The sequence below is a fragment of the Pseudoxanthomonas sp. LjRoot206 genome (assembly GCF_056175725.1).
On record NZ_JBGFFI010000003.1, the window covers coordinates 276,861 to 291,604 of the forward strand.

A 14,744-nucleotide genomic window follows, 5' to 3' on the forward strand; every position below is an offset into this window, starting at 1 on the left:
CTCAGGTCATGACCGCGCGCTGGGTCAATGCCAGGCGTCGGGCGTAGGTGCGGCGCAGTTGTTCCAGCAGGAAGCGCGCCTGGGGATCGGTGGCGATGGCGTGGCGGATCTCGGCGGCGCTCTGGTCCAGCGCATGCAGCGCCGGGGCGTAGTCGGGCGAGGCCTTGGCCTGCGCATCCATCTGCGCCAGGGCGCCGGTGTAGTCGCGCGTCATCGCGGCGGCTTCGCGCTGGATCAGCGCATCGCCTTCGGGCGCACGCTGCAGCTGCCAGGTCACCGTGACGGCCAGCAGCACGGACGCGGCCAGGGCGAACGGCGCCACGCGGCGATGGCGCAGCTCCGTGGCGACCGCCGGTGCGGGCGCCGCCGCCAGCTTCGCGGCGATGTCCGGCCACAGGTCGCGCGACGGCGGCACGTCCTGGCGCAGGGCACGCAACTGCCAGCGCAGTGCGTCGTCGGACAACGGAGTGGGATCGTTGGGGGTCATGCGTGTGCTCCTAGACGCTCGCGCAGCAGGTGCCGCGCGCGGTGCAACTGGGCTTTCGAACTGCCGACCGCCATGCCCAGTTCGGCGGCGATCTCTTCATGCTTCCAGCCTTCCACGTCGTACAGGACCAGTACGGCGCGGGCGCGGGGCGGCAGCGTGGCCACCGCGCGTTCCAGGTCCATCGACAGGGCGGTGCCCTGCCCTGCGCTGTCGGCCAGGCCCAGCCCGTCCAGCGCGTCCTCGTCATCGTCGAAGCGCGGTCCGTTGCGGCGGCCGCGCAGTTCCATCAGCGCGGTGTTCACCGCGAGGCGGTGCAACCAGGTACTGAAGGCGCTTTCGAAGCGGAACGCCGGCAACGCCTGCCAGGCCCGCACGAACGCCTCCTGCGTCAGGTCCTCCGCCCGTACGCCGTGGTGGCCCACCAGGCGCTGGATGACGCCATGGATGCGGCTCGCGTGGCGCCGGTACAGCGCCTCGAAGGCCCGCATGTCGCCACCGGCGGCCGAACGCGCCAGGGCGGTGTCCTGGGCGGCGGTGTCCTCGGGGGCGAGGCTGTCGGAGAAAGGGTCGATCACGGCATTCAGCATACTGACTAGGATGCGGGGAGGTGCGCAGGGGTTTAGAGGCGCCGGACTTTTTTCTCGGGCGTGGCCTCATTCCGCAGCAATGATGCGAGCCGCGCACGGACAGAGCCCCTCTCCCACCGGGAGAGGGGTTGGGGTGAGGGTCGGCGACGTCCACCGATCCTGCACGTACGGGCACCCGCAACATCCGCGCTGCGCTCCTTGCAAGAGCACGGCGGCCCGCAAACCCCACTCCCTTGGCCCTCTCCCCAACCCCTCTCCCGCAGGGAGAGGGGCTCGCAGCGCTCTCGACCGCTCAAAGAAAAAGCCCCGCGGCATCCGGGGTGGACGCGGCGGGGCTTGCGCAGGAAAGGAATGCGCGAGGCGGGGAATCAGTGCGCCAGGCGAGCGGCGATGCGCTGCTGTTCGTCCTTCAGCGCCTGCGGGGTGCGGGCGCCGAATTCCTCCAGGTAGTCGCCGATGCTGGCGAACTCGGCCTGCCAGCCGGCGCGGTCGAAGCCGAACAGCAGCTCGTGCGCCTCATCGCTCAGCGCCACACCGTCCAGGTTGAGGTCCTCGGCCCGCGGCAGGTGACCGATCGGGGTCTCCACCGCGTCGGCCTTGCCTTCGACGCGCTGGATCATCCACTCCAGCACGCGCAGGTTCTCGCCGAAGCCCGGCCACAGGAACGTGCCGTTGCCGCCCTTGCGGAACCAGTTCACGTGGAAGATTTTCGGCAGCTTCGCGTTGGCGCCATCGAACGAGAGCCAGTGCGCGAAGTAGTCGGCGAAGTTGTAGCCGCAGAACGGCTTCATCGCCATCGGGTCGCGGCGCATCACGCCGACCGCGCCGGTAGCGGCGGCGGTGGTTTCCGAGCCCATCGCCGCGCCGACCAGCACGCCGTGCGTCCAGTCGCGCGCTTCGAACACCAGCGGCACCAGCGAGGCGCGGCGGCCGCCGAACACGATGGCGCTGATCGGCACGCCCTGCGGGTCTTCCGCGCGCGGCGAGTAGCTGGGACACTGTCTGGCCGACACGGTGAAGCGCGAGTTCGGATGCGCGGCCGGGCCGTTGGCGGCGTCGTACGGACGGCCCTGCCAGTCCAGTGCCGGCGTGCGCGAATCCAGGCCTTCCCACCACGGCTCCTGCTCGTCGGTCACGGCGACGTTGGTGAAGATGGTGTGGTGGCTGATGGTGGCCAGCGCGTTGGGGTTGGAACTGTCCGAGGTGCCCGGCGCCACGCCGAAGAAGCCGGCTTCCGGGTTGATCGCGTACAGACGGCCGTCGGCGCCCGGGCGCATCCAGCAGATGTCGTCGCCGACGGTCCACACCTTCCAGCCGGCCTGGCGATAGCCTTCCGGCGGAATCAGCATGGCCAGGTTGGTCTTGCCGCAGGCCGACGGGAACGCGGCGGCGATGTAGTGCGTCTCGCCCTGCGGGTTCTCGATGCCGACGATCAGCATGTGCTCGGCCAGCCAGCCTTCACTGCGCGCCTGGTGCGAGGCGATGCGCAGTGCGTGGCACTTCTTGCCCAGCAGCGCATTGCCGCCGTAACCGGAGCCGAAGCTCTTGATGGTCAGCTCGTCGGGGAAATGCATGATGAAGCGGCGGTCGGGGTCCAGCTCGCCGGTGGAGTGCAGGCCACGTACGAACGTTCCCTCGCGCTCGATGCGCGCCAGCGCCGCGGCGCCCATGCGGGTCATCAGGCGCATGTTCGCCACCACGTACGGCGAATCGGTGATCTCCACGCCGCAGCGCGACAGCGGCGAATCGATCGGGCCCATGCAGTAGGGAATCACGTACAGCGTGCGTTCGCGCATGCAGCCGGCGAACAGCGCGTCCATCTTCGCGTGCGCCTCGGCGGGGGCCATCCAGTGGTTGTTGGGGCCGGCGTCTTCCTGCTGCGGCGTGCAGACGAAGGTCAGGTGCTCCACGCGCGCCACGTCGCTCGGGCTGGAGCGATGCAGCCAGCTGTGCGGGTGGGTTTCGGGGTTCAGCGGCAGCAGCGTGCCGTCGGCCAGCATCTGCTTCGTCAGCAGCGCGTTCTCGGCATCGCTGCCATCGCACCAGTGGATGTGATCGGGCTGGGTGAGCGCGGCGACCTCCGCAACCCAGGCATTCAACGCGTCCAGCGAACTGCCCGGAAAATCGTTGCGTTTGAAAACATCGACCGCTGCGTTCATGCGCCACCCTCGAAAAGTGAGACCAAAATGATACCAATGTCTTGTCCTTCAGACGAGGAGAACGCGCCCGGGGTCGGCTGGCGGTCAGGCTAAGGCGGGAGGAGGCCGGTGGTCGCCCCCCCCCCTCTCCCCCGCGTGCGGGGGAGAGGGCTGGGGTGAGGGGGCCAAGAAAGGCGGCGAGGCTCCGGACGCACTGGCGCTACGGGCTCCGCTCCCCCCTCACCTGCCTTCGGCATCCTCTCCCTCGCCAGCGGGGGAGAGGAGGAAAGGCATATCGCTCCCTCTCCCCTGCCTGCGGGGGAGAGGGCTGGGGTGACGGACCGAGGGAGTGGCGAGGCCGTGGACGCATGGGCGCTACGGCCTCCGCTCACCCCCTCACCTGCCTTCGGCATCCTCTCCCTCGCCAGCGGGGGAGAGGAGGAAAGGCGTATCGCTCCCTCTCCCCTGCCTGCGGGGGAGAGGGTTGGGGTGAGGGGGCAAGAAGCCTTCGATGGCCTTCGCAGCCCGATTCGCAAGGCGCAGAGCCCCATCGATGGAGCAAAAAGGGCCATCGATCGAGCCCGGAAAGCCATCGATCGGGCTCGGAAAGCGATCGATGGAGCTCGGGGCGCCATGCATGGAGCACTGGACGCCATCGATGGAGCAGAAAGTCCCACCGATGGGGCTCGGAAAGCCATTCCGATGGAGCACAGAAGGCGATCGATGGGGCTCTTTGCTCGATCGATGGCCCGTCGAGCTCGATCGATGACGCGTTTTGCCCGATCGATGGCCCTTTTTGCCCCATCGATGGCCTTCCGGGCTCGATTCTCGGCATGCCGAGCCCGATCTACCCGCGGCAATCAGGCGCCCCGCGAGCGCCGATAGGGATTGAACAGCTGCAACAACCAAGGTTTCTGCGCCAGCACCAGGCTGACGCCCACCCGATCCTCCGCCGGCAGCGTCGCGTCACGCGCGAGCAGCGCATCGAACTCGCGCGCCACTTCCTCCAGCCGCTGCCGCAGCTGCTTGATGCCGTCGACGCTCAGGCTGCCGCTGAGCAGCAGCAGCGCGTCCTGTTCGCCATCGAAGGGATCGGCGAAGTAGTCGGTCAGCAGCGTGTGGCGGAAGTAGCGCTCCATCGGCCCGTCGGCGCGCCAGCGGAAGTTGCGCGCGGTCAGCGCGCGGCCGCGGTTGCCGGGCATCAGTTCGATGATGCCCAGCCGGTCCAGCTTCACCAGCAGCCCGGTCCACTGCGCCGGGGTGAAGCCGAAGTGCCCCATCACATCGTCCTGCCGCCAGCGGTTGAGGGTCAGGAACAGCGCCAGCAGCAGGGTGGGTTCGTCGACCAGCGCCTGCTCCTGCGCCTCGCTGAGCAGCGCCATCGCCTTGCGCCCGCGCGAGGCCTCGGCGCTCAGCTCGGCCAGGCCGACATCGAGCACCTCGCAGATCTGCTCCAGCCGCTGCAGGCTCATGGCGCGCCGCGAGAACATGCGCTTCACCGCCGCCTCGCTCATGCGGATGCGCGTGGCGAGTTCGCGGTAGGTCAGGTTCTGCGCGCGCAGGCAGCGCTTCAGGGCATCGATCAGGTCGACGGAGACGGCCATCGGTAGCGGATTCCTATACCCGTTGTTGCGCCGGAGCTTACCTCGTCGATGCCGGTTGAACACCGCCGCCGGCCGCGCCCATGGTGCGGCCGACCCCGGAGACCGTGCCATGACCCGCCTGATCGCCCGCTCGCTGACCCTCGCCCTGGCCACCGCGCTGTCCGGCGGCCTGACCCTGCCGGCGCAGGCCGCAGCGCAATCCGACGGCGCCAGCCGCATGTCGCAGGCCAGCCTGGAAGCGTCCATCGAAGTCCCCGTCGCCGTGATCCACGCGCTGGGCCACGGTGCCTCGGCGGTGGTCACCGGGGTGGCGGTGGTCGCCGGCAGCGTCGCGGTGACAGTGTCCGTCGCGGCGGCGGGCGTGGTGGGCGCGGCCTCGTTCGTGGTCTACCTGAGTGCGGAAGCGATCAAGCGGCTCGGCATCGCGATCGGCACGGCGATCAGCGTCGCGGCGGTGTCGACCGGCTGGATCCTCAGCGCGGCCGGCGAGGCGTTGTGCTTCATCGCCAACGACGCCGCACGTCCGCATATCCACAGCCACCGCTACGGCGGCTGAGCGCGATGCGCGCGCTCGCGGTGCTGTGCCTCGTCATCGCCCTCGTGTTGCCAGGGACGGCACGCGGGGGCGATGCCTGCAAGCAACTGGAGATGCCGCCGTACAAGGTGGCCGAGGCCGCGCGCACCGCCTTGCTGGCCGCGCAGCAGCTGGACGAGGTGAACGCGCCGGTCGCGCTGATCGCGCGCGTCGGCACCGACCTGTCGAAACAGGGGCTGGTCTACAGCCATGCCGGCTTCGCGGTGCGCGACCACGCACACGGGCGCTGGACCGTCGTGCACCTGCTCAACGAATGCGGCAGCGACCGCTCCGGCCTGTATGCGCAGGGGCTGGTGAACTTCTTCGCCGACGATCTGGTGAACCAGGACCTGCGCATCGTCTGGTTCGCACCCGACGTCGCCGACCGTCTCGCGCAGCGCCTGCGGCAGATGCCGCGCCACAGCCTGCACCACCCGCGCTACAACCTGATCGCCCGACCCGGCAGCGAGGACTACCAGAACTCCACCGCGTGGATCGTGGAAGTGATGGCCGCCGCCCTCGCCGACCGCGGCATCTACGACCGCCGCAGCGCCTACGCGTTCGCGCGCGGCGACGGCTTCGTGCCGGACACGGTGCATATCGCGTACTCCAAGCGCGTGCTGGGCGGGCTGTTCTCCGCCAACACCGATTTCACCGATCACTCCGTCGGCACGCGCCTGTCCGGCGACTACCCGGTCGTTACGGTGCGCTCGATCTTCCGCTGGCTGGAGCGCAGCGGGTATGTGCGCGAGCAGCGGGAGTGGCGGAGCGGCCTGCGGCAGCGGGCGATGGGGCCGGCGTGACCTCCGATGACTGAGCTGTTCGCCCTCTATGCGTTGTTCGCGATCCCGGCACTGGTCGTTGGCGCGCTGCCTTGGGCGTTCGTCTTCCGGCGCGTGCGTCTGCAGGTCGCCGATGCGCTGCAGGTGCTGGCGCCCTACCTCGTCTGGGTGGGCCTGACCTCTGTCGACGGACGCGACAAGTCGCTTTCGAACCTGCTCGAGCTGCCGCTGCTGGGCGCATCTACCGCCCTCGTGTTCGCGGGCCGGATCGCACTCGGCATCACCCGTCCGCAATGGGCGTCACGTGCGCCGTTGCAGGCTCTGGCATGGAGCTGCCTTGTGGCGATCGCGTTCTGGGGACTTTTCCCGGGCCTACCCGAATGACGACGCATGCGGCGCGTACGCCACGGATCGGCACCAAGATCCATGCCTCACCCTTCCGATACAACCGAACGTCGCCGGAGGCGTCATGATCATCGAAGCATTGTTCGCGCTGTCCCTCGCCGCCGCACCGGATGACACGTTCGATCTGGCCGGCGCCCGTATCGGGCTTGGCTATACCGAGCTTCGGCAGCAGTATCCGGAGATGCTGTGCGATGTGTCGTGTTCTGATCGCACGGCGAGGGTGCTCGGACTTCCCGGAAACCTCTGGGTCGGCATCGGTGACCGCGCAGTCAACCAGTTGGCGTTCCGGTTTGTTCCGACGCTGACGGAACAGGAAGCGACGCGTGTTTCCAGCGCATGCAAAGCACGCTTCGGCGAACCCACGCGGCGCAACGCGCTGGACGGCTGCGAAGAATGGGATCGGCCAGGCGGCGCTATCGTGCTCTGCGTTGCCGACGGCATGTCGCTTACCTACTGGAAAGACGAGAACTGGGGCGTTACCCAGAGCGACATCCCGGATGACACCTGAGGCGTCGTGCAAGTGGATGGTGCCTCGACGCACAGCCCAGTGTGCTGGCTTCTCGCCCGTCCCGACGGAGATCACGCGCGGTCGGCCCAGGCCCGCCCCACGATACGGGATGGAGGCTCACGCCCTCCAGCGGCGCCACAGATCCGCGCTCGCGGATACCACCAGCATCACCGCAAGCAATAGCACCAGCAGCCAGCACCAGAGCAGGTGCAGCAGCACATAGCCTGGCGCGTGCATGACGTACATGCTGGACATGAGCGCCCACGGCAGCATGGGCAGCAACGCGAGCATGGCGCGCAGCCACAGTGCAGCAGGACGCCTGGGTGCGATGACGGCGGCCATCAGGCCGGCTTCCAGCGCGATGATGGCAAGCATCGACAGCACGCCCGCCGGATTCCACTCCCAGGCAGCACGCCGTGCGTCGTCGTAGAAGAAGTAGTAACGGGAATCCAGGCTGACGTACACCGTCGCCGCGAGCATCAGTACCGTCGCCAGACACAAGCCATACAACGACAGCGCGCGCGGGCGGCGATCCATGCGTGGCGTCGCGCGATCCGTCAGTCGGGAATCAGCGTCGAGATGACGTGCTCGAGGTAGGTCTCGAACTCGTCCGACGTCATGCGCGGCTGCTGCAGCTGCAACGACAGCTGCAGGAAGCCCACGTAGGCCGCATAGGCCAGGCGCGCACGATGGGTGGCGTCTGTGCGCTGCAGTCCCGCCTGGCGGAACATCGCCACCAGATAGTCGAGCCGGCGTTGGGAAATGCGGTCGATCACCGGCTGCACGGCCGGATGGTCCAGCGCCTTCAGCAGTTCGCTGTAGATGATGTGAGGCTTGACTTCATGGCCGACCAGCTGGAACAGCGCGCGCAGGCGCTCGCGCGGATCGGCGACCTTCTCCAGACTGCCGAAGATGTTCTCCTGCTCGCCTACTTCCCAGCGCTCCAGCGCCGCCTGCAGCAGCGCGTCGCGGGACGGGAAATGCCAGTAGAAACTGCCCTTGGTGACCCCCAGCCGGCGCGCCAGCGGTTCCACCGCGACCGCCGAGACGCCCTGCTCCGCGATCAGGTCAAGCGCGGCCTGCGCCCAGTCATCCGCGCTGAGACGCGCGTTGCGGGTAGGGGGGTTGGCGGGCGTTTCAGGACTGGGTGTGCTCATGGTCCGCATTTAACCATACGCCGAGGTGTGTAGCGGTATGTATGCTGCGCCGCACAACAAGCAAAGACAAATCAATCGGTTGCATGTGAAACACGAATGGCAAACCGATTGACTGCTCTAAATGCGACAACCCATACTAGCCCGTATGGTGATACGTACCTCTTCTGCCTTCGCGAGCTCTTCCAGCGTCATCGACGCCGGATCGGATCGCGTGCGGCATGGACAGGGTGATGTCGCACTGGCGATCCGCCGCTTCCCGTCGCCGCGCGCGCTGCAGGGGCATCCCGCCCTGATCTATGCGCATGGCTTCGGCCAGACCGGCGGTGCCTGGAACCGCACCGGCGAGCTGATGGCCGCGCAGGGCTACGGCGGGCTGGCGTACGACGCGCGCGGCCATGGCGAGTCGGACCGCAATGCCGCCGACCTGCCCTACACCGGCGACCAGTTCGCCGACGACCTGATCGTGGTGGCCGGCGAACAGCCGGAGCCACCGATCCTGGTCGGCGCCTCGATGGGCGGGCTGTTCGGGCTGATCGCCGAATCGCGCTGGCCCGGCCTGTTCCGCGCGATGGTGCTGGTCGACATCACCCCGCGCTGGGAGCCCGCGGGCCTGCAGCGCATCCTCGCCTTCATGACCGCCTTCCCCGACGGCTTCGATTCGCTCGACCACGCCGCCGACACCATCGCCGCGTACCAGCCGCAGCGCCGCACGCGCAAATCCGCCGACGACCTGCGCGAGCTGCTACGCGAAGGCGCCGACGGGCGCTGGCGCTGGCACTGGGATCCGCGCCTGGTGGACGAACTGGCGCGCGACAGCGCGCAGCACCAGGATGCGATCGCCGAAGCGGCGCGCCGGGTGCAGTGCCCGGTGCTGCTGATCAGCGGCGGCCGCAGCGACCTGGTCTCAGAGAAGACCGTCGAGGAATTCAAGACGCTGGTGCCGCATGCGCGCCACGTGCACCTGCCGCAGGCCACGCACATGGTGGCCGGCGACGACAACGACGCATTTACCGCCACCGTGCTGGAATACCTGGCAGGCCTCTCGGCCGCGCCCGGCAATGCCGAATCCGATGTAACCGAATCCGTGTCCGGAGCCACAACGCCATGAGCATCGTCATCCCCTTCCTCGCCTTCCTGCTGGCGGGCGCGTTCGCCGCCTACCACCGGATCCGGCTCGCCTACTGGGCGGCGATCACCGCCTGCCTGCTGGTCGCGTGCTGGCTGCTGGGCGCCAATCCCACCGCCACCGTCGTCGCGGCGCTGGTCGTGGTGGCGGTCGCGGTGCCGCTGCTGATCCCGGCGATCCGCAAGCCGCTGATCACCGCGCCGGCGCTGGGCTTCCTGCGCCGCGCGCTGCCGCCGCTGTCGCAGACCGAGCGCATCGCGCTGGAAACCGGCTCGGTCGGCTTCGAAGGCGACCTGTTCACCGGCGACCCGGACTGGAACAAGCTGCTGGCGTATCCGAAGCCGCAACTCTCCGCCGAAGAACAGGCTTTCCTCGACGGCCCGGTGGAAGAGCTGTGCCGGATGACCAACGACTGGGAAATTACCCACATCCACGCCGACCTGCCGCCGGAGCTGTGGGACTACATCAAGAAGAACAAGTTCTTCGGCATGATCATCCCGAAGCAGTACGGCGGCCTGGGCTTCTCCGCGCTCGCGCACCACAAGGTGATCCAGAAGATCGCCTCGGTCAGCAGCGTGGTCAGCTCCACCGTCGGCGTGCCCAACTCGCTGGGTCCGGGTGAACTGCTCAACCACTACGGCACGCAGGAACAGAAGGACTACTACCTGCCGCGCCTGGCGATCGGCCAGGAAGTGCCCTGCTTCGGCCTGACCGGTCCGTTCGCCGGTTCCGATGCGACGTCGATCCCGGACTACGGCATCGTCTGCAAGGGCGAGTGGAACGGCGCCAACGTGCTCGGCATCCGCCTGACCTTCGACAAGCGCTACATCACGCTGGCGCCGGTCGCCACGATCATCGGCCTGGCGTTCCGCATGTACGACCCGGACGGCCTGATCGGCGACACCCGCGACATCGGCATCACGCTGGCGCTGCTGCCGCGCGAGACGCCCGGCGTGGACGTCGGCCGCCGCCACTTCCCGCTCAACTCGCCGTTCCAGAACGGCCCCATCCACGGCAAGGACGTGTTCATCCCGCTCAGCCAGCTGATCGGCGGCGTGGAGATGGCCGGCAAGGGCTGGAACATGCTCAACGAATGCCTCGCCGTGGGCCGCTCGATCACCCTGCCTTCGACCGCCAGCGGCGGCGCCAAGGCCGGCGCGCGCGTCACCGGTGCGTATGCGCGCATCCGCAAGCAGTTCGGCCTGTCGGTCGGTCGCTTCGAGGGTGTGGAAGAGGCGCTGGCCCGCATCGGCGGCAAGGCCTATGCGATCAGCGCGCTGTCGCAGGCCACCGCGGCGGCCGTGGACCGCGGCGATGTGCCGTCGGTGCCGTCGGCCATCGCCAAGTACCACTGCACCAACATGGGCCGCGACGTCGCCAAGGACGTGATGGACATCGTCGGCGGCAAGGGCATCATCCTGGGCCCGCGCAACTTCGCCGGCCGCGCGTGGCAGGCCTCGCCGATCGCCATCACGGTGGAAGGCGCGAACATCATGACGCGCAGCCTGCTGATCTTCGGCCAGGGATCGATCCTGTGCCATCCGTACATCATCAAGGAAATGCGCGCGGCGCAGGATCCGGACACCAAGGCCGGCATCCACCAGCTGGACGCGGTGCTGTACCCGCACATCGGCGGCGCGATCTCCAACGCCGTGCGCTCGTTCTGGTTCGGCATCACCGGTTCGAAGATCGGCGCGGCGCCGGGCGACGCTTACACGAAGAAGTTCTTCCGCAAGCTCGACCGCTACGCCGCCAACCTGGCGCTGCTGACCGATATCTCGCTGGGTGCGCTGGGCGGCAAGCTGAAGTTCAAGGAATCGCTGTCGGGCCGCCTGGGCGACGTGCTGAGCCACCTCTACATGATGAGCGCGGTGCTCAAGCGCCACCACGACGACGGCACGCCGGAAGCCGACAAGCCGCTGCTGGCCTGGGCCTTCCATAACAGCGCGTACGAGATCGAGCTGGCGCTGTCGCAGGCGCTGCGCAACTTCCCGATCAAGCCGCTGGGCTGGCTGCTGTGGCCGGTGGTGTTCCCGTTCGGCCGTCGCGCCGTGGCCCCGGGCGACCGCCTGAGCCATCGCGTCGCGATGCTGCTGATGGCGCCGAACGAAGCGCGCGACCGCCTGGGCCAGGGCGTGTTCCTGACCCCGTGCGAGAACAACCCGGGCGGCCGCATCGACAGCTACCTGGCCACCGCCGTCGCCGCCGAGCCGGTCGAGCGCAAGTTCCTCAAGGCACTGAAGACCAAGGACATCGAAGCGCTGGACTACAACGCGCAACTCGACGAGGGCGTGCGCGAAGGCTGGATCACCGCCGACGAGCGCAAGCTGCTGGAAGAGCTGCGCGCGCTCACGCTGGACACGATCACCGTGGACGACTTCGACACCCACGAACTGCGCGCGGCCAGCTTCTACGACCTGCCGCAGCACAAGCGCCAGCCGCGCGAAGCGGCCTGACGCGATTCCGCCCCCTCCCCCGCCTGCGGGGGAGGGCTGGGGTGGGGGCGACCGAAGCCAGCCCTCCTGCGGATTGCAATGACCTGCCTTCACCGTCTCCGCTCGCCCCCATCCCGACCTTCCCCCGCAAGCAGGGGAAGGGGCACATACGGAAGCCTCGAATGAGCGCCGATGTCCTGAAGATCTACCGCAACCTGAGCCGCAAACCGCTCGGTCACTGGCTGTTCTCGCGCCTGATCTGCTTCAAGGCGCCCTACTTCGCCAGCATCGGTCCGCGCATGACGCGGCTGGAGCCCGGCCGCGGCGAGGCGACGATCAAGCATCGCCGTTCGGTCACCAACCACCTGGGCACGGTGCACGCGATCGCGCTGTGCAACCTGGCCGAGTTCGTCGGCGGCCTGACCACCGACGTCAGCATCCCGCGCGCGATGCGCTGGATTCCGAAGGGCATGACGGTCGAGTACCTGAAGAAGGCGGTCGGCACCATGCACGCGGTCGCCACGCCGGCGTTCGAGCCGCGCGAGTCGGCCGAGGGCTACGACCTGCCGATGGACGTGGTCGTCAGCAACGCGCAGGGCGAACCGGTATTCCGCGCCCGCATCGACATGTGGGTGTCGCCGCGTCCGCGGAAAGACGGCTGACATGCTGGTCGCCGCGGCCACGCTGATGATCCTGCTCGGCCTGGCGCATTCGGTGCTGGGCGAGCGCTACCTGCTCATCCGCCTGTTTCGCCGGCCCGACCTGCCGAAACTGTTCGGCGGCACCGCGTTCACCACGCGCACCCTGCGCTTCGCCTGGCACCTGACCACGGTGATCGCGTGGGGACTGGCGGCGGTCGTGCTGCAGCTGGAAAGCCTGCCGGATGCCGGCGGACGCCGCATCGCGCTCATTCTCGCGATCACGCTCGGCATCTCCGGCCTGCTGCCGCTGGTCATCACGCGCGGCCGCCACCTGTCCTGGCTGGTGCTGTTCGCCTCGGGCGGACTGCTGCTGGCGTGGGCGACGCGCTGAGCCTCGCCCGGTCGCGCACTCAGCGCGAGACGGCGCCCATCATCGATACGAACAGCACTGCCGCCAGCGCGGCGATCGCCGGCACGCCCTGCACGAAGAAGATGCGCTTGTTGACGCTCCACGCGCCGTAGAGCGCCGCCACGATCACGCAGAGCAGGAAGAAGACCACGACGTTCCACTGCGCCGTGACCAGGCCCCAGATCAGGCCGGCGGCAAGGAAGCCGTTGTAGAGGCCCTGATTGGCGGCCAGCACGCGGGTGGTCTCGGCCTTCTCCGGCGTGTTTCGGAAGGTCTTCAGGCCCAGCGGTTTGGTCCAGAGGAACATCTCCAGGACCAGGAAGTAGCCGTGCAGCAGTGCCACCAGCACCACCAGTCCCGTCGCGATCAGATCCATTCCCCTCTCCCCCTCGTGTGGCGGGCAGCATAGCGTTAACCCGCGTGGCTTACCTGTGCGTCCTGTCGGCATCCGATGCAGATGTGTCGCTCGGTAGTGCCCGCTGGGCCCTGATAACGCGCCATGCGCCCACGCTCATGCCGAGCGCAACCGCGATACCGGTCAGGAACACCACGCTGGAACCGAAGCCGGACAGCAACTTGTGCAGCCATACGAAGCTCAGGTCACCGCCGCGGTAGACAACCGTGTCGATCACCGCCTTCGCCTTGTATCGTGCCTCGCGCCCCACCCGGGTGTAGAGGGTCTCGCGTGCAGGCTTGGCCAATGAGAACTCGCTGGCGCGCGTCGCCACCTGCACCACCCAGATCAGTGCCGGCAGCGGCGATGCCGCCAGCACTGCAAAGCCCAACAGGATCGCGGCCGCCGGAATCAACAACAGCGGCGCTACGCCGAAGCGGCGCAACAGCCAGCGGGTCAGGAACACTTGCACGAAGATGGTCAGCAGGTTCACGCCCCAATCCAATCGCGCGTAGTACGCCGTGCGGGACGTGTCCTGCGCCAGTTGGCGCGCGATGGCCGCCTGCTCGTTGTAGAGCAGCGTTCCCACGCCGACGCCGAAGAACATCAGCATCGCCAGCGCGCGCAGCAACGGGTCCTGCCACACCAGCTGCAGGCCGGCCAGCACCGAGCCGCCCATCGCCTGCTCGCCACTCGCTTCGCGCGTGGACTGTTCCCGCTTGATGGCCCATGGCCGCAGTCGCAGGATGCAGTAAAGGCAGAGGACGAGGAACCCGGCCGAGACCAGCAGCAGGTGCGCCACGCCGATGCGTTCCACCAGCAGGCTGGTGATCATCGGCCCGGTCAGGGCGCCGATCGTCCCGCCGGCGCCGATGTACCCGTAGACCTTCTTTGCGCCCTCGTTGTCGAAGACGTCGGCCATGTAGCTCCAGAACACGGTCACCGCGAACAGGTTGAACACCGCGACCCAGATGAAGAATGCCGCACCGCGCCCAGGCAGCTCGTGATTGAACGCCCAGTAGAAGAAGCCCAGGCAAGCGATGAAGAACAGGTAGACCACCGGCAGGAACACTCGCCGCGGGAATCGGGAGACCAATGCCCCGTACACCGGTTGCAGCAGCACCATGCAAATGAACGTGCCGGTGAAGAGTACTTGCAGGGTGAAGTCGCCGATGGCGAAACCCATCCGTTCAGTCCAGGCGATCACGGACGGCGGGAAAACCACCTGTGCATCCGCCGACGCGCCCATCGCGTCACGTACGGGCCGCAACACGTAGTAGCCGGTCAGCAGGCAGAAGAAATAGAGGAGCGACCACCACAGCGCCGGCGAATCCACGCCGAGGCCGGAGATCGTCTGGCGCCATCCGAGCCGGCGCGACGCAGGGTTGTCCTCGATGCTCACCGACCGCCGCTCTCCGCCTGGGATCTGGCCCTGGCGACCTGACGCCGCCCCGCGCGCAAGGTATCCGATGCACTGCAACATCGCCAGCCTTTTCC

Annotated in this window: 16 protein-coding genes; 8 read left to right on the top strand and 8 right to left on the bottom strand. The window is 68.1% G+C overall.

The features are described from left to right. Nucleotide 1: 1 nt before the first annotated feature. The 4 genes from AC04MD_RS10545 to AC04MD_RS10560 form a co-directional block, all read right to left on the bottom strand. A complete protein-coding gene (locus AC04MD_RS10545; protein WP_475497232.1) occupies nucleotides 2-487 on the bottom strand; it encodes a hypothetical protein in 486 nt (161 codons plus the stop codon). Then, nucleotides 484-1,062, bottom strand: a complete 579-nt coding sequence (locus AC04MD_RS10550; RefSeq protein WP_475497233.1) for an RNA polymerase sigma factor — start codon at nucleotides 1,060-1,062, stop codon at nucleotides 484-486. The genes AC04MD_RS10545 and AC04MD_RS10550 overlap by 4 nt, the downstream gene beginning before the upstream one ends. Before the next feature lie 380 nt (nucleotides 1,063-1,442). Continuing rightward, a complete protein-coding gene (locus AC04MD_RS10555) occupies nucleotides 1,443-3,233 on the bottom strand; it encodes a phosphoenolpyruvate carboxykinase (GTP) (protein WP_475497234.1) in 1,791 nt (596 codons plus the stop codon). An 839-nt stretch (nucleotides 3,234-4,072) separates the two neighbouring features. Further along, nucleotides 4,073-4,816: a helix-turn-helix domain-containing protein gene (locus AC04MD_RS10560; protein ID WP_475497235.1), complete on the bottom strand. Its 744-nt coding sequence runs from the start codon at nucleotides 4,814-4,816 to the stop codon at nucleotides 4,073-4,075. Between the two features lie 109 nt (nucleotides 4,817-4,925). Here AC04MD_RS10560 and AC04MD_RS10565 point away from each other — a divergent pair, with 109 nt between their 5' ends. The 4 genes from AC04MD_RS10565 (at nucleotide 4,926) to AC04MD_RS10580 (ending at nucleotide 7,085) form a co-directional block, all read left to right on the top strand. Beyond that, nucleotides 4,926-5,372 (top strand): hypothetical protein, encoded by a 447-nt coding sequence (locus AC04MD_RS10565; RefSeq protein ID WP_475497236.1) that lies wholly within the window; start codon nucleotides 4,926-4,928, stop codon nucleotides 5,370-5,372. 5 nt (nucleotides 5,373-5,377) lie between these two features. Further along, complete coding sequence (locus AC04MD_RS10570) at nucleotides 5,378-6,193, top strand: DUF2145 domain-containing protein (RefSeq protein ID WP_475497237.1); 816 nt, start codon at nucleotides 5,378-5,380, stop codon at nucleotides 6,191-6,193. Between the two features lie 6 nt (nucleotides 6,194-6,199). Continuing rightward, nucleotides 6,200-6,556: a hypothetical protein gene (locus AC04MD_RS10575; RefSeq protein ID WP_475497238.1), complete on the top strand. Its 357-nt coding sequence runs from the start codon at nucleotides 6,200-6,202 to the stop codon at nucleotides 6,554-6,556. 85 nt (nucleotides 6,557-6,641) lie between these two features. After that, entirely contained in the window at nucleotides 6,642-7,085 is a 444-nt protein-coding gene (locus tag AC04MD_RS10580) for a hypothetical protein (RefSeq protein WP_475497239.1), read from the top strand. Nucleotides 7,086-7,202: 117 nt separating this feature from the next. Here AC04MD_RS10580 and AC04MD_RS10585 read toward each other — a convergent pair whose 3' ends face one another. Both AC04MD_RS10585 and AC04MD_RS10590 read right to left on the bottom strand, forming a co-directional pair. Next, a complete protein-coding gene (locus AC04MD_RS10585) occupies nucleotides 7,203-7,622 on the bottom strand; it encodes a hypothetical protein (RefSeq protein ID WP_475497240.1) in 420 nt (139 codons plus the stop codon). 20 nt (nucleotides 7,623-7,642) lie between these two features. Continuing rightward, on the bottom strand, nucleotides 7,643-8,242 hold the full coding sequence (locus AC04MD_RS10590) for a TetR/AcrR family transcriptional regulator (protein WP_475497241.1): 600 nt from the start codon (nucleotides 8,240-8,242) through the stop codon (nucleotides 7,643-7,645). A 145-nt stretch (nucleotides 8,243-8,387) separates the two neighbouring features. On the opposite strand from AC04MD_RS10590, the gene AC04MD_RS10595 reads away from it, so the two are divergent. The 4 genes from AC04MD_RS10595 to AC04MD_RS10610 all read left to right on the top strand — a co-directional run bounded on the left by AC04MD_RS10595 (nucleotide 8,388) and on the right by AC04MD_RS10610 (nucleotide 12,835). Next, a complete protein-coding gene (locus AC04MD_RS10595; RefSeq protein ID WP_475497242.1) occupies nucleotides 8,388-9,350 on the top strand; it encodes an alpha/beta fold hydrolase in 963 nt (320 codons plus the stop codon). Beyond that, complete coding sequence (locus AC04MD_RS10600) at nucleotides 9,347-11,824, top strand: acyl-CoA dehydrogenase (protein WP_475497243.1); 2,478 nt, start codon at nucleotides 9,347-9,349, stop codon at nucleotides 11,822-11,824. The genes AC04MD_RS10595 and AC04MD_RS10600 overlap by 4 nt, the downstream gene beginning before the upstream one ends. A gap of 161 nt (nucleotides 11,825-11,985) precedes the next feature. Continuing rightward, a complete protein-coding gene (locus AC04MD_RS10605; RefSeq protein WP_475497244.1) occupies nucleotides 11,986-12,465 on the top strand; it encodes a hotdog fold domain-containing protein in 480 nt (159 codons plus the stop codon). A gap of 1 nt (nucleotide 12,466) precedes the next feature. Continuing rightward, nucleotides 12,467-12,835: a hypothetical protein gene (locus AC04MD_RS10610; protein WP_475497245.1), complete on the top strand. Its 369-nt coding sequence runs from the start codon at nucleotides 12,467-12,469 to the stop codon at nucleotides 12,833-12,835. Between the two features lie 19 nt (nucleotides 12,836-12,854). Here AC04MD_RS10610 and AC04MD_RS10615 read toward each other — a convergent pair whose 3' ends face one another. Both AC04MD_RS10615 and AC04MD_RS10620 read right to left on the bottom strand, forming a co-directional pair. Continuing rightward, nucleotides 12,855-13,229 (bottom strand): DUF1304 domain-containing protein, encoded by a 375-nt coding sequence (locus tag AC04MD_RS10615; protein ID WP_475497246.1) that lies wholly within the window; start codon nucleotides 13,227-13,229, stop codon nucleotides 12,855-12,857. A gap of 49 nt (nucleotides 13,230-13,278) precedes the next feature. Next, nucleotides 13,279-14,598: an NTP/NDP exchange transporter gene (locus AC04MD_RS10620; RefSeq protein WP_475497682.1), complete on the bottom strand. Its 1,320-nt coding sequence runs from the start codon at nucleotides 14,596-14,598 to the stop codon at nucleotides 13,279-13,281. Nucleotides 14,599-14,744: the final 146 nt, after the last annotated feature.